Origin of the sequence: Kosmotoga pacifica, assembly GCF_001027025.1 — a bacterium.
In the GTDB taxonomy this organism is placed as follows: domain Bacteria; phylum Thermotogota; class Thermotogae; order Petrotogales; family Kosmotogaceae; genus Kosmotoga_B; species Kosmotoga_B pacifica.
Map to the genome: position 1 here is coordinate 279258 of NZ_CP011232.1, position 24205 is coordinate 303462.

The following is a 24205-nucleotide window of genomic DNA, read 5'->3' on the forward strand; positions in this document are numbered from 1 at the left end:
AATATGGAGCTGACTGTTGAAATTGCTGGTATAAAATTGAAGAATCCGGTTCTTCCTGCTTCCGGACCTCTTACCGGCGACGATGGAAAGATGCTGGCACTGGAGAAACTTGGGGTTGGAGGAATGGTAACTAAGACAATATCAACTAAAGCTGCTGAGGTTCCCAGACCCTGTATAATTGCCGGAAATAATTATGTTATGAACACTGAACTCTGGACAGAATATCCACCCGAAAAGTGGGAAGAAGAATTCCTTCCCCGATATCGTGCAAAGAGTGGTCTGCCGTTGATCATCAGTCTTGGCTATACTGTCGAAGACCTCGAGGTCCTGGTGCCCAGATTCGAGAGATTCGCTGATGGGTTTGAACTATCCACCCACTATGTTGCCGATGACCCGGAACTTATGAAATTACTGATAAGGACGGTGAAGAACCACTCAAAAAAACCTGTGTTTTTGAAGTTTGATCCCTCCGTACCTGATCCTGAAGGCATGGCAAGGACAATCGAAGAAGCTGGTGGTGATGGAATCGTTATAATGAACTCCCTTGGACCCGCTTTCCCCCTCGACAGAAAAGCTGGAAAATCCTATCTTGGAAGTGAAAACGGTTTTGGATGGGTCAGTGGTCCAGTTATAAAGCCCCTTTCCCTGGCTATGGTCAAACGTGTTGCAAAGAGCACCTCATTACCTATTATTGGAGTGGGTGGCATTTCGAGCGCTGATGACATCATCGAATTCATGATGGCAGGTGCCAGAGCCGTTCAATTACTTTCTGCCGCCCTAATTAGGGGGAAGAGTCTCTATAAAAAGATAGTAGAAGCGCTTCCGGTGAAGCTACAGGAACTGGGCGTGAATAACATTGAAGAAATAATAGGTGTCGCGAAGGATTCCAACAAAGAGGCCTCGTTTGAAAAGCGTACACCTGTAATCGATAGGAAAAGATGTACACTCTGTGGACTCTGTGTGGATATTTGTCCTTACTTTGCCCTATCCATAGAAAACAATTCCGTTGTAGTCGATACAGATGAGTGTTTTGGTTGTGGACTTTGCCAGAGTAGGTGTCCGGTTAAAGCTATCGGGGGGGTGCTGATTTGAAGAAGTTTCTTTTACGTTGCATAAATTGTGGCAGAGAATACGCTCCCGACGAGGTAGAGTATACATGCCCTGTCTGTGGCGATAGGATGGGAACGCTTGAGGTTATCTATGATTTAGAACTACTAAAAGGGGCTGTGAAAAGAGAGGATTTCCACCCTTTCTCGCTTCGCGGTATCTGGCAATTTGAACCGTTGCTTCCTGTAAGTGAAGGCGGCTGGCGACCGCCACTTTTGGTTGGTAACACCCCCCTGTACGACTCAGCCAGGTTGGCGAAAAGATATGGACTGAATAAAGTGTACGTCAAAGACGATGGAAGAAATCCGACAGCTTCCTTCAAGGACAGAGCGAGCGCCATAGCTGTTGTAAAGGCAATGGAAAAGGGCTATGGTACGATTTTCTGCGCTTCGACAGGGAATGCTGCCAGTTCTTTAGCCGGTCTCAGTGCGGCGTCGGGACTGAATTGTTACATATTCGTTCCTGCATCGGCTCCCGAAGCCAAATTGACCCAGTTGCAGGTTTATGGGGCAAACGTTGTCCCAATAGATGGAAGTTATGATCAGGCTTTTGATATTTCTATGATAATTGGTTTTGAAGAAAACTGGTACTGCCGTAACAGCGCAATCAATCCATATCTTCTGGAAGGAAAGAAAACCGGTGCCCTCGAGCTGGCAGTTCAACTTGGTTGGGAGTTACCGGATTTTCTTTTCGTTTCTGTCGGTGATGGCACTGTCTTGAGTAGCTTTTATAAGGGATTTATGGATTTGAAGGGTATCGGTTTGATCGATAAGATTCCAACTATTGTCGGTGTTCAGGCAGAGGGAGCGGATGCGATAATCAGGGCTTATGAAAAGGGCAAACCCTTCGAACCCGATGATATTCAGGCTTCAAGCGTCGCCGATAGTATTTCTGTGGGAAAACCACGTGATTTCTTGAAAGCCTGTACGTACACAGAGAAGAACAATGGACTCTTTGTAAGGGTATCGGATGAAGAAATCCTCGATAGTATAATCGAACTGGCGAGAGAAACAGGCGTCTTCGCTGAACCAGCAGGCGCAACCGCTTTTGCGGGATTTAAAAACCTGTACCATAAGGGATTCTTTTCGCAGTCCACTAGTGTTGCAATAATAATAACCGGCAACGGCTTGAAGGACTTGAAAACGCCCTTGAAAGTACTGGAACCACTGAAGAAAATCCCGGCAGAACCCGATAAAGTCAGGGAGGCGATCAAGCGTGGTTGTTAGGTTTTTGCTGAACGGTAAGAGCGTAGAATACGATGTCAGGCCAGACATGCGGGTCTTGGATTTTTTTAGGGACGAGCTAGGCCTCACGGGGCCGAAAGAAGCCTGTGGTGAGGGTGAATGTGGAGCCTGTACGATTATTGTGGATGGTATGAACGTTCATTCTTGCCTGATGCTCACCGCTGAACTCGACGGCAGGGAAGTATGGACTATCGAAGGACTTGAAGGACCAAATGGTAAATTGCATCCTATACAGGAAGCGTTCATAGAAGCTGGAGCAGTACAGTGTGGATTCTGTACGCCAGGCATGATTATGTCAACGAAAGTATTACTTGATAACAACCCTTCTCCCACACGGGAAGAAATAAAGAAGGCGCTGGAAGGTAACCTTTGCAGATGCACGGGGTATTACAAGATAATTGAGGCGGTGGAACTCGCCGCAAAGAAAGTGAGGGGCGATGAATAAGGGAAATATAGGTATAGTAGTGTTGTCTGCCGGTGAGTCAAGCAGATTCGGAAGTGAAAAGTTACTCTTTTCCATTAAAGGAAAACCGCTGATAGCATACGTGCTCGATGAATTCCGAGATTCAAAGTTTGAACCCAGGTTTTTCGTGGTAAAACCCGGATTTCCTCTTGATAAAATTGATTCCTATAATTACGTGGTACTGATCAACGATGACTTCAAAAGCGGGCTATCCGCGAGTCTAAGGCTCGCCATCAAAGAAGCCGTAAAGGAAGGGCTCGATGGAGTCTTTATACTACTTGGCGACATGCCTTTTTTGAAAAAGGCAGATTTAGAGACTCTTTCTAGAAGTATCAGCCAGAAGCGAGATTGTATTATAACTTTTAGATACAGGAAAAAGAAGGGTTTTCCTACCTATATCCCAGCAAAATATTTTAACGATGTACTCTCTCTAACCGGGGATAGGGGTGTGGGGCAACTCATCGAATCGGGGACCGCATGTACATACTTTTTGGACGGAGAATGGCGACATTCCTTCGATATTGATTCTTCTGAGGATGTTGAGGAGGCGCAGAAATATCTTGAAAAGCATTAAAGGATTATTGAGTGCACTTTCGGATAGCACGGAGTTTGCGATCGCTTTCGTGATCTCGACCAAATCGTCGAGTTTTAGAAGAACCGGGGAAACCTACGCGATTGATGAGCGTGGAAAAATTTACGGATCTCTTGAAGGTGCCTTTGGTGAGTTTATTCTGCAGAACCTAAAAAAGGCCATTTACAACGGTGAGTCGTTCACGGAACGCTTCACGGAATTCAGGGAAGATGCTGGAAAACACGGTGCCACCTGCGGGGAAAGAACGGAGGTCTTTTTCATGTATCAGGGTAAAGGACCAAGAGTACATATATTTGGTGCAGGTAACCTCACACCATTACTCCTTTCGGTGCTACAAATCGCGGGGTTCAGCTGCACGGTGATAGATGATGATGAACGTTTCCTGTCAGAGATCGAAGATGTGGAGAAATACATGGTGGATTATGAAAAAATGACGGGTTTTCCCGAAGTAAAACCTGGTGATTTTTGCGTAATAGTCACACGGGGCCATATGCGGGATCTTGAAGCGTTGAAATTCTGTCTGGAGAAGTCCCCTCGTTATATTGGCATGATAGGTTCAGAGAAGAAGAACGCTGAACTCAAAGAAAGGTTTTTCAGTGAAGGCTATACTGAAGAAGACTGGAAGAGGATCCGCACTCCAGTAGGTCTAGACATAGGAGCGAGTAGTCCAGGAGAAATCGCTGTCGCTATTGCTGCAGAAATTATCCTTGAAAGGAGAAAAGGATTCGTACAGGGGGTGTAGTGGTGAGTTTTAAAGTACTTTTACCAGAGTCCGAAGACGAATTGATGACCATGTTAATGTATGATAACGCAGAGCTCATGGCTGGTGGGACAGATTTGCTGGTGCGTATAAGAGCTGGCAAAGTAAAACCCGATAAAGTCATTAGCCTTGCGAAGATCCCCGATATGGATGAAATCGTTGATAAGGGAGACCGCATTCGCATTGGCTGTAAAGTAACCCATGCCATGGCTTTGAATTCAGAAATCGTTCAACGCAATTCCCCTATTATGGTTTTAGCGTTAAGGGAGATCGGCTCTCCCCAGATAAGGAATCGTGGGACAATCGCCGGGAATATTGTGAACGCCTCTCCAGCTGGAGATTCTCTTGTGCCTTTGTATCTTTCAAATGCAAGAGTGATAATACATGGACCCAAAGGTGAACGGAAGCTGCCTATCGAAGAATTCATAAAAGGACCGGGTAAGACAGCGCTTTCCATGGGAGAGTACCTCAGGGCTGTGGATTTTGAAAAAACTGGAGATTGGTATCCCGTATTTCACAAAGTTGGCCAAAGAACGGCTTTGGCCATTGCAATTGCTTCATTGGGTATGCTGATAAAGAAAGATAAAATAAGAATTGTGTTCGGTTCTGTGGCTCCCACTGTTGTGAGGGCTTACAAGGCTGAACGTTTTTACGAGAGGGTCAATGGAGATATCACAGTGATGGATGAGTTTTTGGAGCGCTGTCTTGAATATCTTTCACCTATCGACGATGTTAGAGCTTCCGCATGGTACAGAAAAGAAGTAATAAAAAATCTATTGAAAAGAACTTTTGACTCCTGGAGAAAGAGGGTGTTATGATGCTTATTAATGTCAAAGAATACTTCAAACCCACCTCGGTGCAGGAAGCCTTTGAGCTTTTCAACGAGGACAGATCCCACTCTGTTCTCTTAGCTGGCGGAACAACCGTCGCGCTAATGAAATCCTCTACAATCGAAAGAATCATCGATCTCGAAAATCTTGGATTGAATTCAATAGCTGAAAATGAAGACAGCGTTGTAGCAGGTGCGATGGTAACTATTGAAGACTTCCGTAAAAACCCAATCGTGCAAAAACATTTCGGCAACTTTTTCTTTGACGCATTCTCATTAGTTGGGAGCTGGCAGCTGAGAAATATGGCTACGATAGGGGGCTCTATAGCTCCTAGACTTGGATGGTCTGATGTCACGACATGTCTCATCGCCACCGGTGCGCGGCTCATTGTGTACGATGAGCAGGGGTACAAAAATATATCTATTGATGAATTCAACCACACACCGAAGGAAAAAAAGCCTCTCATAACGAATATTATATTTCCCGGGGACGGATATCACTATTCTTTTAAGAAATTTTCGAAGTCTACCTTTGATATTGCAATAATAAATGTCGCTGTTGGTGTGAAACTGAACGATGACATTATTGAAGACACCCGTGTTGTTGTGGGTTCCAGACCGCAATTCCCGACCAGATTTTCCGCAGTGGAAGAGGGTATAAAAGGGCTGAAACTCGATGCTACCACGGCATCCATTGCCCGAAACCTCACTTTCGAAAACTTTGAAGGTGGTTCAAATTTGAAGGCATCCGTTGAATACAGGCAACATCTCGCATCGATGTTTGTCGAACGGGCACTGCTTGAAATAAGGGAGATGGTACTGTGAAGTTAGAACTCACTATTAACGGCAGGGTACATTCTGTGGAGATCGATCCAGGTGAAATGCTTTTGGATGTACTGAGGCGCCTGGGGTATAAGAGTGTCAGGAGAAGTTGCAACAGTGCTAGCTGTGGTAACTGTACTGTGCTGATGGATGGAAAACCCATATTATCATGTACCACTTTCGCAGCAAGAGCTATGGGGCACAATATAGAAACAGTCGAATCCCTTTCCGAAGATGGAAAGTTACACGATATTCAAGAGTCATTGCTGGAGACCGGAGGTGCTCAATGTGGATTCTGCATACCAGGATTTGTTTTAACAACGAAAGCCCTGCTCGAAGAGAATCCCGAACCCACTGAAAAAGAAATCAGAGAAGCCCTCAATGGTAATCTTTGCAGGTGTACCGGCTATGAATCGCAGATCAAAGCCGTTCTTAATATCACCCGGAAGAGGGGGGGACACGTTAATGAGTGAAGTGCTGAATATAAAAGAATTAAAACGATTTAAGAGTGTTAACAAGAGTGTGAAAAAAGTCGATGGAATAGCCCTTGTAACAGGACAGCCCGTTTATACTAACGATTTCGATGTACCAGGTGCTCTACACGTCAGGCTTGTTAGGAGTCCGTATGCCCATGCGAGAATTAAGGAGATAGATGTTTCAAAGGCGCTGAAGATTCCGGGAGTAGTTACAATTCTCACATACAAGGATCTGCCACGTGTTCCTTATACCAGAGCCGGGCAGGGTTATCCGGAACCTTCACCGTATGATACCTTTGTGTTGGATAAAAAGGTGCGCTACGTTGGTGATCCGGTCGCAATCGTTGCGGCAGAAACCGAAAAAGCTGCGAGATTGGCAGCGAAAGCAGTAAAAGTTGAATATGAGGTACTGGAACCGGTACTTGATTATGAAAAAGCAACCGCGGAGGGGGCACCGATAATCCATGATGAGCCAGAGGCTGTAGGAGTCTATGATGCTTCACGGAATATCGCCGCTCATTTTGAGATGGAGGTTGGAAATATCGAAGAAACATTAAAAAAGTGTGACAAAATTATCGAAAGGACCTACGTAGCGAAGACGCAACTTCACGCAATGATGGAGCCCCATGCTGCCATCAGTTACTTCGATCCGAATGGTAGATTAACAGTTATTTCATCGACTCAGGTACCATTTCATGCGAGAAGGATATTGAGCCGGATATTCGGACTCCATATTGGAGATATAAGGGTAATAAAACCGAGGATTGGCGGCGGATTCGGGGGAAAGCAAGCTATTCACCTCGAACCGTACGTGGTAGCAGTAACACTTAAAACTAAAAGGCCTGCTCGACTCGTGTATGACCGCCCTGAAGTCTCTATGGCGACGAATATAAGACATGAAATGAAGTACACGGTCACTATTGGTGCTATGAAGGATGGAACGATAAAGGTAATCGATATGAAAGGGCTGTCAAATACTGGAGCCTATGGTGAGCACGCCTTAACAACGTTCATGGTTGCTGGTTCGAAAACGCTCCCTCTTTACAACAAGGTAGAAGCTGTGAGGTTCACAGGAGATGTTGTATACACAAATCTTCCATCTGCAGGTGCTTATAGGGGTTATGGTGCACCTCAGGGACTCTTTGCCCTCGATTGTACTATCGACGAATTGGCCCATGAGCTTGGACTTGACCCACTAGAAGTAAAGGAGAGAAACTCCATCAGAGAAGGTGAAAGTTCCCCAATTTTCCGCATCATGGGCGAAGGAAGAGAAGGTGTCGATCAGATCGTCAGAAGCTGTAAGCTACAAGATTGCATTGATAAAGGTAAAACCGCCATTGGTTGGAATGAAAAACGTGGTAAACAATTGCGTAATGGCAATAAAGTTAGAGGTGTCGGATGTGCGATAGCCATGCAAGGTTCCGGTATCGCAAAAATAGATATGGGAGCTGCAACAATAAAGATGAATGAAGACGGCTCTTTCAATCTGTTGCTTGGTGCCACCGATCTCGGTACTGGTAGTGACACAATCATGGCACAAATTGCTGCAGAAACACTCGGGGTAAAATACGACAGAATAAAGGTTTACTCTTCTGACACCGATATGACGCCATTTGACACAGGCGCTTATGCTTCGAGCACCACTTACGTTTCAGGTAATGCTGTGAGAAAAGCGGCAGAAATGGTGAGGGAACAGATACTGGAAAATGCTGCAAAATATCTGGAAGAACCTGCTGAGAATCTATACATAGAAAATGCTAAAGTAATTTCCAATAAGACTGGCAGAGAAGTTACTTACGAAGAGCTTTGTACCAAGCTATTCTACACCTTTGAGCAAAAGCAAATCGCAGCAACAGCTTCTTACGTGGGGGAAGAATCTCCACCTCCTTTCCTGGCCACTTTTGCTGAGGTCGAAGTGGATCTCGAAACAGGAAAGGTAAATCTTGTAAAGCTTGTTTCTTATGCCGACTGTGGTACTCCTCTGAACCCAATACAGGCAATTGGTCAATTGGAAGGTGGAACAATGCAGGGAATAGGTTGGGCCCTTTTTGAGGATGTCATATATGGAAAAGACGGCAGGATGTTAACCAATGACTTCTTTACCTATAAAATCCCAACACGAATGGATTATGGAAAGCTAGAATGCGGATTAGTTGATAGTTATGAACCGACAGGGCCATATGGTGCGAAGAGCATCGCTGAAATTGGTATAGATACGCCCATACCGGCGATATCCAATGCTATCTTTGATGCGACAGGCATCAGACTGAGAAAGGCACCTTTCAATAGCGAGGAGCTATTTTTTGAAATCCTCAAAAAAGAGGTGTGATGGATGAAGAAGGCAATCGCACTTTTGATTATCTTATTTGTCTCCGTGCTGTTTTTTGCAGGCACACTAACTGTTTGGACAAGTTGGGAGGGTGAGGAGTTTTTCGAAAAAACCGCCAAACTTTTTGAAGAGAAAACCGGCAATACCGTGGAAATCCTTCACGTTCCCAAAATAGATTCCAAGCTTTCGATGGCGGTTAGAATGGGGAAGTTACCAGATATTTCCATGATCAAAGATGCTGATGTAAAAAACTACGTGAAGGTCGCTGTAAACATCACAGATACTGATCTTCTTGAATTAGGCTCTTTCGATGACTTCTATCTCACACCCTATCGCTATAGTGAAGGTTTCCTTGCGATACCCTATTACGCAGACGTTCAGGTACTTTTTGTAAATAAAAGAATATTTACAGAGCTGGGCTTTCCCCTGAAACTCGACAGTATCCAGGACATTGAAAACGCTGCCCCTGTTCTGGAGTCCGCAGGGTATATTCCTATTGCCTGGGATTTCACATCGCCCTACATTTTCTATCCATTTCTCGCAGCTTCCGGACCTTTTTGGGATGAGTCTGGAAAACCTATCCTGAACCAGGAGAAGGTAATTGAAACCATTTCAGAAATCAAGAAGCTCTTTTACAAAGGTGTGTTCACACGACTTGAAAGGATAGAAATGGTCGATGGCTTCAAAAAACAAAAGGTAGCAATGATATTCCAGGGAAGTTATCTTGCCAGAGACTTTGAAAACGCCGGAATCGATTTCGTGATGCTACCATTCCCATCATTTAAAGATAAAAATGTCCGGAGTTTAATCGATTCTAAAGCCTTTATAATTTTCAACGAAGAGAAGAAAGAGCTCGCCATAGAGTTTTTGAAGTTTTTATATGATCAGAGCATCAATTATTGTATAACCTATCGGAAGTACCCGCTGTGGACTGTAGATGCCCCATCAGAAATCGATAATCTCGGCAGTATCATTGCACACGGGGATTTTGCTTTCAACGCTCCAGGGTTCCAGCCAATGTATTTCAGTGTCATGAGACAAACTTTAAAGACCATATTCTCTGGAGCTCTTTCTGTCGTCGACGCTTTAAATAACGCTCAGAAATTCGTAGATACAAACTGGCAAGAATGAGTGTGATATTGTACACAATCATTTCCATTGCTATTATTACAATCTTTATAATCTTCAAGAGGGACGCGTTGATGTCCCTCCCTGTTTTTTTATTGGTTCTCCTTGTGACACTTTTGCCCATTGGCTGGGCAATATTCCTGTCTTTTTTTGATTTAAGCGCAGGAGGAGAAGCTGATTTTGTAGGTGGAATTTACTTCCAGCAGGTATTTGCTGATGATGGGTTCAAGCTTTCCATAAGAATAACGTCTCTCTGGGCTTTCTTGAAGGTGTCACTTGAGTTTATTGTTTCTTTCTATCTCGCTCTATTACTTAAAGAGACCGGGAAAATCGGCAAATTTCTTCTGCTGATGCTGGGAATAGGCTGGTTCGTGCCATCTTATATCAGTGTTAATGCTTGGAGAGCAATGCTTCTGTTCATCGGTAGATACCTCGAACATTTTGGGTTCGGCTTCAATATTTCTCTTCAGCCTATGGCAGCTTTTATAGCTTCCATAATCGTAAATGTTCTGCTTTCCATTCCGCTGACGACGTTCATTATCATAGCAATGCTGAGAAACGTTCCACGAGAAATAGGTGATATCCTGGCCATCGACGGTTGCGAGGATTCGATAAGAGCATCTGTATATTTTGGACAGATAAGATACGCTTTGATCCCCTTCTATTTCTTTCAATATGTCAGGGCTTTTAAGGGCTTTTCCACAATATATCTGTTAACAGGAAGTGGGCCAATCGTACCTGGGGGGTTCACACCAAGAACACTTGTGGGGTCAACCTCTACCCTCGGTATAGTTCTATACCAGAAATTCAGCCTGTATGAGAATTACGGGATGCTTTCGGCATATTCTCTCGTTACTGGCATATTTCTGATGATCTGGATACTGGTAGCTTTCATTTCAAGATTTCGTGTTCCCGCCCGTCACAGGCTCGTTCTGATCATTGCATCGGGAGTCCACATTATGTCAGCCTTTTATTTAAAATGGAACATACATCTCTTTACACTCTCCTTGCTTTATTTTTTGCTCATTTGGTTGATACCCTATTATAAGAGGGTTTTCAGAGTGCTCGCTATCCTGGTGATGGCTTACGATGCTGGCTTTTTTCTCTTACAACTTCTGCGATATGGCTGGAGCGGTATAGAACCCTCTACTCTCATTTCCCTGCCAGCGCTTTTGCTTTCTTTGCGGTACAGATTACCAGTCCCCAATTTTTCCGTTCCTGTGCTTCTGAAGCAATCGTTTAAATTCCTCATACCGTTTATTTCTCTTTTCCTTCTTACATATGTTGTATTGCTGGGACTATCAGTCGATAATACGCCCTACCCTTCCGGAAAATGGACACTTGCAAACCTGGAAAAGGTCTTTTTTGTCCAGAAAATATGGAAGAATCTTTTTAACACACTCTGGATAGCAATATTGAGTTCCACTATACTTTTTATATCGATCGTACCCTTTTCATACGTGTATACCAGATCACGAAAGCCACTGATCAAAGTTGTCGGGGTGGTGATACTCTTTGGAAGCATATACGCGGGTATGCATACGCTTCTTCCATTGTACGAAATTTTCGATAGATTGAAACTCACGGACACTATCTTCGGCGTATCGCTCATCGTCGCGAACCAGTCATTGCCGATAGCATTTGTGGTTCTCAGCGGTTTTTTCAGCAGCATTCCTAGAGAATTCAGGGAAGTAGCTCAGCTGGAAGGTGTGGGGGAGTATCATTATTTTCGAAAAGTGATAGTGCCTCTGGGTCTACCGGTGATTTTCAGTGTTATCATCTACAACGTTGTAAATGCGTGGAATTCTTTCACTATACCCCTTTTATTCATTGAAAGTGCTAGACTGATGCCATTATCTTTGAAATTATTCAACTACGCAGGAGAAATCGGGAGTTATTATACGAAATGGAATCTGTTTGGAGCTGCCTCTATTATCGGGATAATCCCGGTGCTTTTCTTATTCAGGTACAGTGAAAGATTCTTATACGCACGATTCCTCGGAGAAGGAGGTATAAACTATGAACAGCATTTTTGATAGAGTCCTCCAGTATGTTACTGAAGTCGCGGGTGAAGAATTAGTAATAGATTACATCGTTGGTACTGGTATTACCGCTGTGAAACTTGAAAAGGGTGAGGTGGGAATTGCACATCTGTTTAGGGATGAAATTCCTTCTGGTTGTACATTATTCAATGAACTCGTTTCTACACCCATAAAGCTCAGCGAATTCTTGAAGCTCGGCGAACGTTTCCACCCCGTCACTGTCAGTCTTGCCCTCGCGGCGTGTAACGCCGTGCTCGGGCGATACTTCTCTCCGAAAGATTGCTCCGAAAAGGATGTCTTTGATATCCTTGAGATAACTCCTGAGGATACAGTTGGATTTGTTGGGGACTTCAGACCGCTAACAAATTCCCTGCGCGAAAAGGTGAAAAAGGTTATCATTTTCGAAAGGCACCCCGGTAGCAATTATCTGCCAGATTGGGCATTACCCTGGAAACTCAAAGATTGTGATGTGTTGATCGTTACAGGTACAACGGTGATGAACAGAACGATTGATATGATTCTAAACGCTGCAAGGACAGACAGGATCGTTGTTTATGGACCTTCTACCCCGTTATTATCAGAAGTGTTCCCAGGAAATGTGCGGGTGCTTGGTGGAGCGCTGATTACTGATGGGGAACTTGCTATGAAGATAGCAGCACGGGCTGGGGGAACAAAAAATCTTTTCCGAGAAAGCGCGGCAAAAAAGGTTACTATAGTAAAGTAAAGGCGGCTCAAGCCGCCTTTATTGTTTTTACAACCCGTGTTTTGCACGATGATTCAGTAGTAGTTTGTCTATTTCGTAAACTTCCTGCTGTTCCTTTTTCCAGAATTCTGGGGTCTTTTGAGCATTCAATTCCTCAACGTCTTTACCCTGCTGTTCGACCCAGGTATAGTATTTCAAGTTGTGCCAGCGCTGTCTGTTATCCACAGTGCCTTCGAATATCCAATCTGTCTTTGCGCCAAGGAATATCGATTCAAAGCGGTGCTTTGCTTCTGAGCGGTCAAGTTTTCCATAGGTTTTCGTCATTTGCTTCATAACGGAGTGGTAACGGTCAATATTATCTGTCGCAATGGTAACTATATTATCCTTTGCAGTTAATCCGTAGTATTTTGCCATCTTGATAGCACCAAGCACATTAGCAACACCAGAAATGCCGAACACGGTGGAAAGAAACTCGACGGTCTTTTCTGGGATGAATTCTTTGAGAAATTTCTTTCCCTCTTCATCGGTCAATACTTGAAGCATTTTCTTTGACTCAACATCGTCAACAGCTACAACAGCATCGTTATTCAGTACATTGTGTATCCAGGTTACGTGCTTATCACCTATACCCTGAATATCATGTCCACCATAGCCATTTAGAGAAAGGGTAGGACATTGAATGGGCTCCAGAGCAACAACCTTAACCTCGGGATAGACTTCTTTGACCCTATCACCGCAAGCAATAGTCCCGGCTGACCCTACACCGGAGATGATAGCAGAAACTCTTCCATTGCCTATGCCTAGTTCTTTTATGAGTTCGATTATTGTGTTTCCTGTCACATAATAATGGAACCTGTAGTTACCAAATTCAGAGAACTGATTCAAGATTCTCACTTTGTCGGGATTTTCTGCCTTTAACTCTTTCGCTTTGTCATATATTTCTTTAACATTGGATTCGCAACCCGGTGTAGCGATAACGCGAGCACCATAATTCTTTATGATATCGAATCTTTCCTGAGACATTTCTTCTGGGAGTATAACGATAGTATCAAACTTCATCCGGCACCCTACCCAGGCACCTCCAATTCCATAATTTCCAGTCGATGGCCATACGAGAGTGTGGTAGGAAGGGTCAACCTCACCTTTAAGAACCTTCTCCATAAGGATTGAGTAGGTTGCCCCAACTTTGTGACTTCCTGTGGGGAATTCCTTTCCATAAAGGACTATAATGTTAGCGTCCACACCAGTGAGTTCCTTCGGCAAAACGACATGGTATACCCTGTTGTTGATGTCTCGCCATGAGATATTGAAAAGATTGATAGGATCGAGGGGGTCTTCATTGCGCATTTTCCACGCTTTCTCTCTGATCTTTGGATCAATTTTGTCTGGATGTAGCATTTCTTCAAACGTCGGTCCAAGCACGAATTTCTCCATTTTTCAATCCTCCTTGATGAGCTTCAATATATATTCTGGAGTAGCTGGTATCCTCAATACTCTTTTACCAATTGCCCTGGATATGGCGTTGGCTACTGCGGCGGGAGTGGGCATCAATGAAGGTTCACCGATCCCCTTGGCACCATAAGGTCCTTGAGGGAAAGGATCTTCAACGATATCGACTACCAGTTCTTCCGGTATTTCGTGTATGGTGGGGATAATGTAGGTGTTGAAATTGTCCGTGATTATCTGCCCTGTCTTCATTTTCAGATCTTCATAAAGGGCATAACCCATTCCTTGGATAAACCCACCCTGTATCTGACCTATGACACCTTCTGGATTCAGCGCTTTTCCTACATCGTGACTGGTAAAAGCCTTTACCACCTCCACCTGTCCCGTATACAGATCAACTTCAACGACAACAATTTGTGTCGCAAAGGAATAAGTAACATAGGCTTCTCCAATCCCTCTTTCAGCATCCCATTCAAGTTTTGGGGTCTCATACCAGCCTGTTTCATTGAGCTTTACATTTCTCATAAAAGCTTGTTCGATCAATTCTTCAAAACTCATCTCCGTTCCTGAGGTTCTATCGACATACTTGCCATCGCCCCAGAACACGTCTTCAGAAGAAGCACCGGTTAGTTCACAGAATAATTTAAGGAGTCTTTCTCTCAACGTGATAGCCGCAAGACGCGTTGCATTCCCGCTGTACACAGTGGTTCGTGACGCGACTGTCGGCCCACTATCTGGCACGAAAGCCGTGTCAGGTTGGTGCACGTTGATCTTTTCCACGAGCTGACCGAGTTCCTCTGCTGCTATCATGGCTATCACTGTTTTAGCACCTTGCCCCATTTCTGTTCCACCGATCCTCACATCAACAGTTCCATCGGCATTTATCTGAACATGGGCACCCGAAGCGTCAAGATGCTGTCCAGCAGCACCAAGGCTAACTCCATAAAATATATGCGAAACGCCTATTCCGCGCTTTCTATCCGTATGAATTCTGTTGAATTCATCTACTTCTCTGTTTAGTTGCTTCCAGTTTGAGATCTCGCGAGCGTTTTCAAGCGTAGCTACCGCTCCGACACTTTCAGTCAATAGATGGTTCGTCGCTGTCCTGCTACCCTTTCTCAACGTGTTCAGGAGACGGAAATCTATCGGATCGATGTCCAGTTTCATGGAAATCTCGTCCATCATGGATTCCACAGCGAAAAGAACCTGCGGACTCCCAAATCCTCTGAATGCTCCCGGTGGAATTTTATTGGTATAAACGCCATAGACATCCACTTTAACATTAGGTATTTCATAACTACCAGCAGCGTGTACAAGAGTCCTGAACATGACTATGGGTGATAGTGTCGCATAGGCTCCCATATCCATATAGGCTCTGATTTCCATGGCCTTCAGTTTTCCGTATTTATCGACACCTATTCTATAATACGATTTGATAGGATGCCGCTTTGAGGTCGTTTGAATGTCGGTTTCACGGTCGTATATCAGCTTTGCAGGTCTACCCGTGTTGTAGGCGACTACAGCCGCATAGGAAGCTACGAAGGAAGGGACATCTTCTTTGCCACCAAAACCGCCGCCTGTTTCCGTTTGTATTACCCTGATCCTGTTCAACGGCAATTTGAGCACGTGTGCCACGCTTTTTTGTACATAATAAGGACATTGCATTGTACCATATACTGTATAGCCATAGTCTATATCGGGAGTAACTATAACTCCCTGAGGTTCGAGATAAGCCTGTTCCTGATAATGTGCGTAAAACTCTCCTTCAAATATGTGTTCTGATTCGGCAAAACCTTTTTTAAGTTCACCTTTTCTTATCTTTTTATGAATAGGAACGTTGGTTGGTTCGTGAACTTTAATTTCGTCTTTCAGGGCTTCATTAATATCCAGCACGGCTGGTAACTCTTCTATATCGAGCTTAACCCTTTCAGCAGCTTCTTTAGCAACCTCGAGAGTTTCAGCGGCAACAACCGCGACGACATCCCCGTAATACCTCACCTTTTCTCCAACCGGAACGAGACAAGGCATATCCTTGATGACTTCTCCAAGTTGGTTCTTGCCTGGTATGTCTTCATGGGTATAGATTCCAACCACCCCGGGTATCTTGAGAGCCTCGTTTACGTCTATACCCTTGAGTATTCCATGAGGCTTTCTGGCGAGTACAAGATAACAGTGAACCATTTTATCAAAATAAAGGTCAGCTGCAAATTTAGCTTTTCCAGTTACTTTAGGCTCAGCATCAACTCTTTTAACTTTTGCCCCGATCACACCATTAAGACTTACCGTCGTTCTCATCCGTTTTTCACCCTCTTTCAAAAAGGGATACGAATTCGTTCTTAGTCACGTCCACAAGCCCTTTATTGGTCAACTTCAGTTTTGGAATCACAGCAAGCTGAACAAAAGATAATGTCATAAAGAGATCCGGAAGAACACTTCCTAAATCTCTTAATACTTCTTTCAATTTTCCAAGTCTCGAAGCGACCTCTTCGCTCGAGAGATCAGACATAAGTCCGGCTATCGGAAGGGGAAGTTCGGCGAGGATTTTGCCGCCATCCGCTATCACCAGGCCACCACCAAGTTCAATAACCCTATTTGCTGCCAATACCATATCACCATCGTTTGTTCCCAGTACAGACATGTTGTGCGCATCGTGACCAACTGAAGTAGCGACCGCTCCTCGCTTCAAACCAGAGCCCGAGGTAAAAGCCACCGCTATTGATCTCTCTTTTGAGTATCTCGAAACGGAGGCCAGTTTTAGCACATCACGTTCGATATCGGAAACTACTTCACCATTTTGGACCTTTGGATCTACGAGTTTCTCACCTGTAAGCACTTCTTCACCGAAGAGCTCTATCACACGCAATTTGCCATCTGAAATCGGCACTTTGAAATCCTCGAGTCTCAGTTTTGGTGTTACGAAAGTGTTCAAAGTCTCCAGAGGAAACACTTTCTTCTCTATCGTGTTGAGCATTTTTCCGTCTACTGCCACGAGTTTCGAGTCTTTGAATACCATACTCGGTCTGAATTTATTCAGGTCTTCCACTACGAGAAGGTCAGCTTTGTACCCGGGAGCGATAGCTCCCATTGACCGCAGGTTATAATGTCTTGCCGTGTTTATAGTGGCCATTCTGATCGCTGTTACCGGTTCTATGCCGTACTCTATTGCTCGCTTTATCATATAATCTATGTGTCCTTCTGCTATGATGTCATTTGGATGTTTATCATCGGTGCAAAAGGATATGAAAGGATAGGTATGCTCATTGATGAGCGGTAGCAGGGCATCAAGGTTCTTGGCGACACTGCCCTCACGTATCAAAATTTGCATGCCAAGCGCCAGTTTCTCTTTCGCCTCTTCAATGGTCGTGCACTCATGATCTGAACGGATAAATGCACAGACATACGCGTTTAGATCTTTTCCGGTTATGCCGGGAATGTGGCCATCGATTTTCTTGTATCTGTGCCTGATCAGCTCGATCTTAGCGATCGTGTCTTTTTCACCATTTATCACCGCGGGATAATTCATCACTTCACCGAGCCCTAAAACCCGCGGATGTTTTTCAACAAAACCTATCATATCCATCACAGAAACATTAGCTCCACTGGTCTCTTTATCTGTGGCTGGAACAGAAGAAGGTAGCATTACATAAAGGTTCAATGGTATTCCTTCCGTCGAACGCAACATGTATTCAACACCGGCAAGTCCAAGAACATTGGCTATTTCATGTGGATCTGCTATCGCTGTCGTGGTCCCATGAGGTAGTACGGTTCGTGCAAATTCCACCGGAGAGACCATGGAAGATTCAATATGGAGGTGAGCATCTATCAGACCAGGAACCACATATGCTCCTTTTAGATCCACTGTTTCTTTTCCTTTTTGATAGTCACCGATTCCCGCTATTCTTTTTCTGAAAAGTGCTATGTTAGCTTTTTCTATCTCACCACTGAAAACATTGACAATCCTACAGTTTTTTAACAGGACATCTGCAGGTTTAAGACCTCTTGCCACTGGAAGGATATCAATAATATTCATAAATTCCCCCCTTATTTTTTCAAATTATACAATCCTAGTGAAAAAAAACTAAGTATAAAAATAAGTCCCTGCCTGCGGCAGGGACCCTTTAAGCCTTAAATACTGAGTTTTTCAGTCTCTTATTTATTTCTTCCTTCAAACGAGTCACAAAGACGTCAAGCTTTATGCCATAGAAGTTTTCGCCTGTTCTTAATCTGACGGAAACGACTTCTTCTTCCACTTCCTTATCACCGACGATGAGCATATAAGGGGACTTTTGCAACTGAGCATCACGGATTTTGTAGTTCGTTGATTTCTGTCTATCATCAACTTCAACTCTTATACCTGCATCCCTCAGTTTCAAAGCGACCTTTTTTGCATAGTCAACGTGTCTGTCTGCAATAGGTATGACTGTGACCTGAACAGGTGCGAGCCATGTGGGAAATGCTCCAGCGTAGTGCTCGATCAAAATGCCAAAGAATCGTTCAAGCGAACCGTAAATGGCTCTGTGAATCATCACCGGTCTGTATTCCTGATTGTCAGGACCGATATATGTCAGGTTAAAACGCTCAGGCATCAGGAAGTCCAGCTGAATGGTTGCACATTGCCATTCGCGTCCGATGGAATCCCTAACATGAAAATCAATCTTTGGTCCATAAAACGCGCCGTCGCCTTCGTTAACTTTGTAATTAAGGCCTGCGGATTCGAGAGCTTCTTTAAGGGCTTCTGTAGCGATATCCCATATTTCAATATCACCCATGAAGTCCTCAGGTCTTGTGCTTAACTCTGCCCTGTATTGGAATCCAAAAGGGCTATATATTTTATCCACAAAACGAATAACGCCTTTGATTTCTTCTGTGATCTGGTCCTTTGTACAGAAGATATGCGCATCATCCTGAATAAATCCTCGGACTCTAAAAATTCCGTGCAGTACGCCGCTTCTTTCGTACCGATGAACTCTCCCAAATTCAAAAAGTTTCAACGGTAGATCTCTGTAACTAACCGCACCTGACTTATAAATGAGTATATGGCCCGGGCAGTTCATCGGTTTAACGGCATATTCCTGACCTTCCTTCTCTGTGAAGTACATGGCATCCCTATAATGGTCCCAGTGCCCTGATTGTTTCCATAAGTCTATATTCATGACCAGAGGGGTAATCACTTCCTGATACCCATCCTGAATGTGCATTTCTCGGGAGAATTTCATTAACTCATTTAGTATAGTCGCTCCCTTTGGATGGAACAACGGCATTCCAGGTGCATAGTCGTAAGAGAAGCTGAATAATCCAAGTTGAGAACCAAGTTTTCTATGGTCACGTTTTTTTGCCTCTTCGAGTCTGGTAATATACGTTTCAAGCTCTGACTTCTTTGAAAAAGCAGTGCCATAGACGCGTTGCAGCATCTTGTTTTTTTCATCTCCACGCCAGTATGCACCTGATACGGAAAGGAGTTTGAAATACTTCACACGGCCAGTCGAAGGCATGTGAGGTCCGCGACAGAGGTCCACAAATTCACCCTGTCTGTAAAAAGATACCGTTTCGTCCGCAAGTTCTTCTATCAATTCAATTTTGTAAATCTGTCCCTTTTCTTCCATAAGTTCAATGGCTTCCTTTTTCGGTAACTCGAATCTTTCGATCGGGAGATCTTCTTTGATGATCTTATTCATTTCTTCTTCAATTCTCGGGAGATCTTCCTCTGAGAGTTTTGTGTCGCCCAGATCGAAATCGTAATAGAAGCCATCTTCTATAACAGGACCTATCCCTAGTTTAACCTTGTCCGCTCCGTAGAGCCTCATAACCGCCTGGGCAAGGATGTGAGAAAAAGTGTGTCTGTAAAACTCCGCGGCTTCATGGTCTTTTTCAAGGATTAACCTCAGTTTGGCTTTTTCAGGCATCTGTCTCTTTAGATCCCACAGCTGATCGTTTACTTCAGCTCCAATAGCTCTTTTTAATAGCCCAGAGGAAATGTCAGCGGCAACATCAGCTGGAGAAACAGGCCTATCGTATTCCTTTAACGTTCCGTCCGGTAATTCTATTATCCATCGCATTGTATTACCTCCCGAAGTTTCACTTAATGTATGCAATCCCCTCAATTTCAACAATGGCATCCTTGGGTAATCTAGCTACCTCTATCACTGCCCTTGCTGGTTTATGGTTTTTGAAATAATGCGCGTAAATTTCATTGAAGGTTGAAAAATATTCCAGGTCTTTGATATAAACATTCACTTTTATAACGCTTTCAGGGGTACCACCAGCGGCTTTGACAATCTCAAGAAAGTTTTCGATAGCCCTCTTGAAAGCTTTTTCGGGATCAACCATCAATTCCCCGGTATCCGGGTTGAGGGGAAGTTGTCCGGAGACAAATAGGAATTCGCCTGCTATCATGCCCTGGGAGTATGGACCAATAGCTCCGGGTGCCTTCTCGGTATTTACTGCCCTCAACACACTATCACCTCCCGTTTTGCGATTATTATACCACTTCAGCGGTGTTGTGTAGCATCGTGGATTCATTGTGCCGAAACCAGTAAATATTCTATCAGCATGTTATCTAACACACGCTTTGATCAGTATGAACAAGTAACCATGGTATTTTAGTATTTTATAACCATCAATTGTACTGAATTACCATCGGGAGCACACAGCACTTTATTCAGGGGAGAATTATAGAATGGAAATATTCCTTTAGCACACATCTCGAGGATCACTGGCTGGTGTTTTGCTTACGGCAATCTGGTTAATAATCTCTTTTCTCATGCCTGAAACCGTTGTGTTACCCATTGAACAGTTATATTCCATGCTCTGATGAGTGCGAAGGGGAAATGACTGATCCTCTGGAACTTTTATTCCACACGTTTCAAAAGAGATTCCAGTCACTGTATCCTCTGCTTCGTATTTATCCTGCCCTGAGACTCATATAGATGTAGGCAACATAGAGTGACAGAAGTAATACCCCGCCTGTTCTCCCAAGCTTTCTTCTCCTGAATCCTGAAAGAAGCAGGAGAAACACTATTGAAGCCAATGTGAAAACAATATCCTGTGTAATGTCTCTGTCAGCACGAATTGGAGAAATAACTGAAGAAACACCAAGTACCAGCAGCAAATTGAATATATTGGATCCGACGATATTTCCAATAGCGAGATCTGCTTTCTTCTTTATTCCAGCTGTGATGGATGTTACAAGTTCGGGTAAAGAAGTGCCGAAAGCTACCAGTGTAACTCCAATGAGCGTATCGCTCACTCCAAAGGCCCGGGCAAGTTCAATGCCTGACTTAACCACCAGATCAGAACCGAAAACGACCCCCACAAGACCTCCGACAGTAGCCAAAATTGCCAATCCAATTTTGTGCTCCAAATGAGGGATAGCTTTTTCTTCTTCGAGTTCAAGAATACGGTCATCCCTGGCCATCGCAAAGAGGTAGTCAACAAATATAACAAAAAAACACAGTAGTACTATACCGTCATATCTATTCAGTGCCATGGATCCACTCAGAAGGAGCATACCAGTTGCTATCGATGCCACAACAACAAAGGGAATTTCTTTTCTTATCGTCGAGCGGGAAATTTTCAAAGGCTGGAAAATAGCCACGGCGCCGAGTATCAGTGCGACGTTCGCGACGTTGGAACCAAGAACATTTCCTATCGCTATTCCAGAACCGCTTATAGCCGCTTTTATACTCACGGCGAGCTCGGGGGCACTGGTACCGAAAGCGACTATGGTGAGTCCTATGAATAGTTCTGATACTCCGATCCGTCTTGCGATAGCAACGGAACCATCTATGAGATAGTCCGCACCTTTTACAAGCAAAGCAAAACCCGCAATCAACAGTAGTATATTAATAATCAAAATCATCACCTACTTAAAAATTGCGGCACAAAGGCCGCAATTTTTTGTTGCAAACGTGATTATTTAAGCACTCCCAGTTCTCTTCCTACCTTTTCAAATTTATCCAGAGCGAAATCAAGATCTTCCTTTGTATGTGCTGCACTTATCATGACTCTTATTCTGGCTTTTCCTTTCGGTACCGTTGGATATCCAATCGATTGAGCGAAGATGCCTTCTTCAAAGAGTCTTACACTGAACTGGGAAGATAGCTTGGCATCATAGAGCATAACGGGTGTAATAGGTGTTTCACTATGCCCAGTATCGAAACCCATAGCCTGCATTTTCTCTTTGAAATATCGAGCGTTTTCCCAGAGCTTTTTGACAGGTGTATCATCGTTCTGAAGGATTCTTACAGCCGCAAGGGCTGCTCCGGTTTCCGCAGGAGAGAGAGAGCTACTAAAGAGGAATGGGCGTGCCTTCTGTTTCAGGTAATCGATAAGCTCTTTTTTGCCAGCAACAAAGCCGCCAACTACTCCAAAAGCTTTTGAAAGAGTTCCCACTTCGATATCCACCCTACCGTGGAGGTCAAAGTGATCAACTATACCACGCCCGTGACTGCCCAGAACACCTTCACCATGGGCATCGTCGACCATGAGCATTGCGCCGTACTTCTCGCACTTATCTACGATTTCGGGTAGTGGTGCAAGGTCACCATCCATAGAGAAGACGCCATCAGTGATGACCAGGAGTCTCCTCGCGCCTTCTTCCCTGGCTTGTTTGAGTTTTTCTTCCAGGTCTTCTGCATCACGGTGTTTCCACACATATCTCTTCGCTTTGGAAAGTCTGACACCATCAATTATGCTGGCGTGATTCAACTCGTCTGAGAGTATCGCATCTTCAGCGGTTGTGATGGCAGGAATAACTGCTTGATTGGCATTGAAACCTGACTGAAGGACGAGAGTGGCTTCAACTTTTTTAAATTCCGCGAGCTCCCGTTCAAGATCATCGTGTACTGATAGAGTACCGGCTATTGTTCTCACAGCTCCAGGACCGACTCCCCACTTTTTAATGGCATCGATGGCAGCGCTTTTCAATTCGTCTCGAAAAGCAAAGCCAAGGTAGTTGTTCGAACACATGTTGAGTACTTTCTTACCATTAATTGTGAGCCACGCCCCCTGCGGGCTTTCCAGAGTCTTGATCCTAACAAGAAGTCCGTTTTCTTCAAGCTCTTTAAGCTCCTTTGCAAAGACACTGTAATCAAACATGTAATCACCCCCACTCTAGTATATTATTCTATCTCAAGTACCACTTTCCCAGCTTCGCCTTTCAGCATGGATTCAATGCCTTTTTCCCAATCTTCCATTTTTAATACGTGCGTCACCACCGGTGTAAGGTCCACACGCTTGTTCTTTAATAATTCCGTAGCTATTTGCCACGTTTCGAACATTCTTCTCCCCGTTATACCATAGAGTGTGAGACCCTTAAAAATGACGAGGGAATTAATATCTATGTCTATCTCACCAGGAAATACACCAAGAAGTGAGACTTCTCCACCGTTTGTTGTGCATTTTAGACCATCTTTGAAGGCATTGAGATTTCCTGACATTTCCATGAAGAAATCTACGCCATTACCATCGGTTAACCTTTTAACTTCTTTTTCCACATTTACTTCCCTGGGGTCAAGTACTATATCTGCTCCCATTTTCTTTGCCAGTTGTTTTCTAAAAGCCTTGAGTTCTGTGACGATAACTTTTGCCGCTCCGGCGCTCTTAGCTATTGCTGCTGCCATTACGCCTATGGGACCAGCACCAGTTATCAATACATTCTTACCTGTGAGGTCAGTAACGAGGGCTGTGTGAACAGCATTTCCAAAAGGTTCCATTATGGATGCAAACTCTGGTGAAATACCTTCTGGAACTTTCCAGAGAACCACTTCAGGCACACGGACATAGGAGGCGAAGACACCATCTCGGTCCACTCCCAATATCTCCATATCCTTGCAAATGTGCATTCTTCCAGTACGGCATTGCAAACATTTTTGACAGGGAATATGTGTTTCGGCTACTACTATGTCTCCAACGGAGACCCTTGTAACCCCTGGTCCTACTTTTATAACTTCACCGGTAAATTCATGGCCTGCTACCTGTGGGGGGCGTATTTTTTGCTGGGCCCAATTGTTCCATTCATAGATATGGAGGTCAGTTCCGCATATCGAAGCCCTTTTAACTTTAACAAGGACTTCATTGGCCGCTAGTTCCTCGGGTACGGGAACCTCTTTGATGGTAAATCCTATACCTGGTTTTTCTTTCACGATAGCTTTCATAAGGTTGGTACCCACATCTATTCCTCCCTTACAGGATTTTCAACAAATTCCAACTTTAGTTTAATCCCGATACGACCGATTCCCAAAACCAAAAAAGCCTGAATAATCCG

General features: G+C 44.1%; 20 protein-coding genes. 12 read left to right on the forward strand and 8 right to left on the reverse strand.

Going from position 1 to position 24205, the window contains the following annotated elements; genetic code table 11:
- The first annotated feature begins 3 nt into the window (after positions 1-3).
- Genes IX53_RS01355 through IX53_RS01410 form a run of 12 tightly spaced genes read left to right on the forward strand, consistent with a single transcriptional unit; the run spans position 4 to position 12516 of the window.
- On the forward strand, positions 4-1092 hold the full coding sequence (locus IX53_RS01355; protein ID WP_047753824.1) for a 4Fe-4S binding protein: 1089 nt from the start codon (positions 4-6) through the stop codon (positions 1090-1092).
- Positions 1089-2333, forward strand: coding sequence for a threonine synthase (thrC, locus tag IX53_RS01360; protein WP_047753825.1), 1245 nt, complete (start codon positions 1089-1091; stop codon positions 2331-2333). The genes IX53_RS01355 and thrC overlap by 4 nt, the downstream gene beginning before the upstream one ends.
- Positions 2323-2796, forward strand: coding sequence for a (2Fe-2S)-binding protein (locus tag IX53_RS01365; protein WP_047753826.1), 474 nt, complete (start codon positions 2323-2325; stop codon positions 2794-2796). The genes thrC and IX53_RS01365 overlap by 11 nt, the downstream gene beginning before the upstream one ends.
- Entirely contained in the window at positions 2789-3388 is a 600-nt protein-coding gene (locus tag IX53_RS01370; RefSeq protein ID WP_047753827.1) for a nucleotidyltransferase family protein, read from the forward strand. Before IX53_RS01365 ends, IX53_RS01370 begins: the two co-directional genes overlap by 8 nt.
- On the forward strand, positions 3375-4148 hold the full coding sequence (locus IX53_RS10425; RefSeq protein WP_053001092.1) for an XdhC family protein: 774 nt from the start codon (positions 3375-3377) through the stop codon (positions 4146-4148). Before IX53_RS01370 ends, IX53_RS10425 begins: the two co-directional genes overlap by 14 nt.
- A gap of 2 nt (positions 4149-4150) precedes the next feature.
- Positions 4151-4984 (forward strand): FAD binding domain-containing protein, encoded by an 834-nt coding sequence (locus IX53_RS01380; RefSeq protein WP_047753828.1) that lies wholly within the window; start codon positions 4151-4153, stop codon positions 4982-4984.
- Positions 4984-5820: an FAD binding domain-containing protein gene (locus tag IX53_RS01385; protein ID WP_047753829.1), complete on the forward strand. Its 837-nt coding sequence runs from the start codon at positions 4984-4986 to the stop codon at positions 5818-5820. Before IX53_RS01380 ends, IX53_RS01385 begins: the two co-directional genes overlap by 1 nt.
- On the forward strand, positions 5817-6290 hold the full coding sequence (locus IX53_RS01390) for a (2Fe-2S)-binding protein (RefSeq protein ID WP_047753830.1): 474 nt from the start codon (positions 5817-5819) through the stop codon (positions 6288-6290). The genes IX53_RS01385 and IX53_RS01390 overlap by 4 nt, the downstream gene beginning before the upstream one ends.
- Positions 6283-8622 (forward strand): xanthine dehydrogenase family protein molybdopterin-binding subunit, encoded by a 2340-nt coding sequence (locus IX53_RS01395; RefSeq protein ID WP_047753831.1) that lies wholly within the window; start codon positions 6283-6285, stop codon positions 8620-8622. The genes IX53_RS01390 and IX53_RS01395 overlap by 8 nt, the downstream gene beginning before the upstream one ends.
- 3 nt (positions 8623-8625) lie before the next feature.
- Positions 8626-9753 (forward strand): sugar ABC transporter substrate-binding protein, encoded by a 1128-nt coding sequence (locus IX53_RS01400; RefSeq protein WP_047753832.1) that lies wholly within the window; start codon positions 8626-8628, stop codon positions 9751-9753.
- Positions 9750-11786, forward strand: a complete 2037-nt coding sequence (locus IX53_RS01405; RefSeq protein ID WP_047753833.1) for an ABC transporter permease — start codon at positions 9750-9752, stop codon at positions 11784-11786. Before IX53_RS01400 ends, IX53_RS01405 begins: the two co-directional genes overlap by 4 nt.
- Positions 11770-12516, forward strand: coding sequence for a DUF364 domain-containing protein (locus tag IX53_RS01410; protein ID WP_047753834.1), 747 nt, complete (start codon positions 11770-11772; stop codon positions 12514-12516). Before IX53_RS01405 ends, IX53_RS01410 begins: the two co-directional genes overlap by 17 nt.
- A 27-nt stretch (positions 12517-12543) precedes the next feature.
- Here IX53_RS01410 and IX53_RS01415 read toward each other — a convergent pair whose 3' ends face one another.
- The 8 genes from IX53_RS01415 to tdh all read right to left on the reverse strand — a co-directional run bounded on the left by IX53_RS01415 (position 12544) and on the right by tdh (position 24095).
- Positions 12544-13929, reverse strand: coding sequence for a PLP-dependent cysteine synthase family protein (locus IX53_RS01415; RefSeq protein WP_047753835.1), 1386 nt, complete (start codon positions 13927-13929; stop codon positions 12544-12546).
- Between the two features lie 3 nt (positions 13930-13932).
- Entirely contained in the window at positions 13933-16236 is a 2304-nt protein-coding gene (locus IX53_RS01420; protein WP_047753836.1) for a xanthine dehydrogenase family protein molybdopterin-binding subunit, read from the reverse strand.
- Between the two features lie 7 nt (positions 16237-16243).
- Positions 16244-17971, reverse strand: coding sequence for an adenine deaminase (gene ade, locus IX53_RS01425; protein ID WP_047753837.1), 1728 nt, complete (start codon positions 17969-17971; stop codon positions 16244-16246).
- A gap of 88 nt (positions 17972-18059) precedes the next feature.
- Complete coding sequence (gene thrS / locus IX53_RS01430) at positions 18060-19997, reverse strand: threonine--tRNA ligase (protein ID WP_047753838.1); 1938 nt, start codon at positions 19995-19997, stop codon at positions 18060-18062.
- 19 nt (positions 19998-20016) lie between these two features.
- Positions 20017-20394: a Rid family detoxifying hydrolase gene (locus IX53_RS01435; protein ID WP_047753839.1), complete on the reverse strand. Its 378-nt coding sequence runs from the start codon at positions 20392-20394 to the stop codon at positions 20017-20019.
- 448 nt (positions 20395-20842) lie between these two features.
- Positions 20843-21799: a calcium/sodium antiporter gene (locus IX53_RS01440; protein WP_179944398.1), complete on the reverse strand. Its 957-nt coding sequence runs from the start codon at positions 21797-21799 to the stop codon at positions 20843-20845.
- Positions 21800-21852: 53 nt separating this feature from the next.
- The gene (locus IX53_RS01445) at positions 21853-23037 is read right to left on the reverse strand and encodes a glycine C-acetyltransferase (RefSeq protein ID WP_047753841.1); all 1185 of its coding nucleotides are present in this window, start codon (positions 23035-23037) and stop codon (positions 21853-21855) included.
- Between the two features lie 23 nt (positions 23038-23060).
- Entirely contained in the window at positions 23061-24095 is a 1035-nt protein-coding gene (gene tdh, locus IX53_RS01450; RefSeq protein WP_047755347.1) for an L-threonine 3-dehydrogenase, read from the reverse strand.
- Positions 24096-24205: the final 110 nt, after the last annotated feature.